General features: G+C 49.1%; 1 rRNA gene. It reads left to right on the top strand.

From position 1 onward, the window contains the following. Nucleotides 1–63: 63 nt before the first annotated feature. Nucleotides 64–1,615, top strand: a 16S ribosomal RNA gene (locus HMPREF3247_RS00575). Nucleotides 1,616–1,690 lie beyond the last annotated feature (75 nt).

Here is a 1,690-nt window from a genome sequence, read left to right as displayed (position 1 = left end):
AAAAACGTAACTATAAGTTACAAACATTATTTAGTATTTATGAGCTAATCAAACATCATAATTTTTATGGAGAGTTTGATCCTGGCTCAGGATGAACGCTGGCGGCGTGCCTAATACATGCAAGTCGAGCGAACGGACGAGAAGCTTGCTTCTCTGATGTTAGCGGCGGACGGGTGAGTAACACGTGGATAACCTACCTATAAGACTGGGATAACTTCGGGAAACCGGAGCTAATACCGGATAATATTTTGAACCGCATGGTTCAAAAGTGAAAGACGGTCTTGCTGTCACTTATAGATGGATCCGCGCTGCATTAGCTAGTTGGTAAGGTAACGGCTTACCAAGGCAACGATGCATAGCCGACCTGAGAGGGTGATCGGCCACACTGGAACTGAGACACGGTCCAGACTCCTACGGGAGGCAGCAGTAGGGAATCTTCCGCAATGGGCGAAAGCCTGACGGAGCAACGCCGCGTGAGTGATGAAGGTCTTCGGATCGTAAAACTCTGTTATTAGGGAAGAACATATGTGTAAGTAACTGTGCACATCTTGACGGTACCTAATCAGAAAGCCACGGCTAACTACGTGCCAGCAGCCGCGGTAATACGTAGGTGGCAAGCGTTATCCGGAATTATTGGGCGTAAAGCGCGCGTAGGCGGTTTTTTAAGTCTGATGTGAAAGCCCACGGCTCAACCGTGGAGGGTCATTGGAAACTGGAAAACTTGAGTGCAGAAGAGGAAAGTGGAATTCCATGTGTAGCGGTGAAATGCGCAGAGATATGGAGGAACACCAGTGGCGAAGGCGACTTTCTGGTCTGTAACTGACGCTGATGTGCGAAAGCGTGGGGATCAAACAGGATTAGATACCCTGGTAGTCCACGCCGTAAACGATGAGTGCTAAGTGTTAGGGGGTTTCCGCCCCTTAGTGCTGCAGCTAACGCATTAAGCACTCCGCCTGGGGAGTACGACCGCAAGGTTGAAACTCAAAGGAATTGACGGGGACCCGCACAAGCGGTGGAGCATGTGGTTTAATTCGAAGCAACGCGAAGAACCTTACCAAATCTTGACATCCTTTGACAACTCTAGAGATAGAGCTTTCCCCTTCGGGGGACAAAGTGACAGGTGGTGCATGGTTGTCGTCAGCTCGTGTCGTGAGATGTTGGGTTAAGTCCCGCAACGAGCGCAACCCTTAAGCTTAGTTGCCATCATTAAGTTGGGCACTCTAAGTTGACTGCCGGTGACAAACCGGAGGAAGGTGGGGATGACGTCAAATCATCATGCCCCTTATGATTTGGGCTACACACGTGCTACAATGGACAATACAAAGGGCAGCGAAACCGCGAGGTCAAGCAAATCCCATAAAGTTGTTCTCAGTTCGGATTGTAGTCTGCAACTCGACTACATGAAGCTGGAATCGCTAGTAATCGTAGATCAGCATGCTACGGTGAATACGTTCCCGGGTCTTGTACACACCGCCCGTCACACCACGAGAGTTTGTAACACCCGAAGCCGGTGGAGTAACCTTTTAGGAGCTAGCCGTCGAAGGTGGGACAAATGATTGGGGTGAAGTCGTAACAAGGTAGCCGTATCGGAAGGTGCGGCTGGATCACCTCCTTTCTAAGGATATATTCGGAACATCTTCTTCAGAAGATGCGGAATAACGTGACATATTGTATTCAGTTTTGAATGTTT

The organism is Staphylococcus sp. HMSC36A10 (assembly GCF_001838845.1).
Taxonomy (GTDB): domain Bacteria; phylum Bacillota; class Bacilli; order Staphylococcales; family Staphylococcaceae; genus Staphylococcus; species Staphylococcus aureus.
The sequence above is the reverse complement of the archived record's forward strand: the minus strand, read 5'-3'. Positions and strand labels throughout refer to the sequence as shown.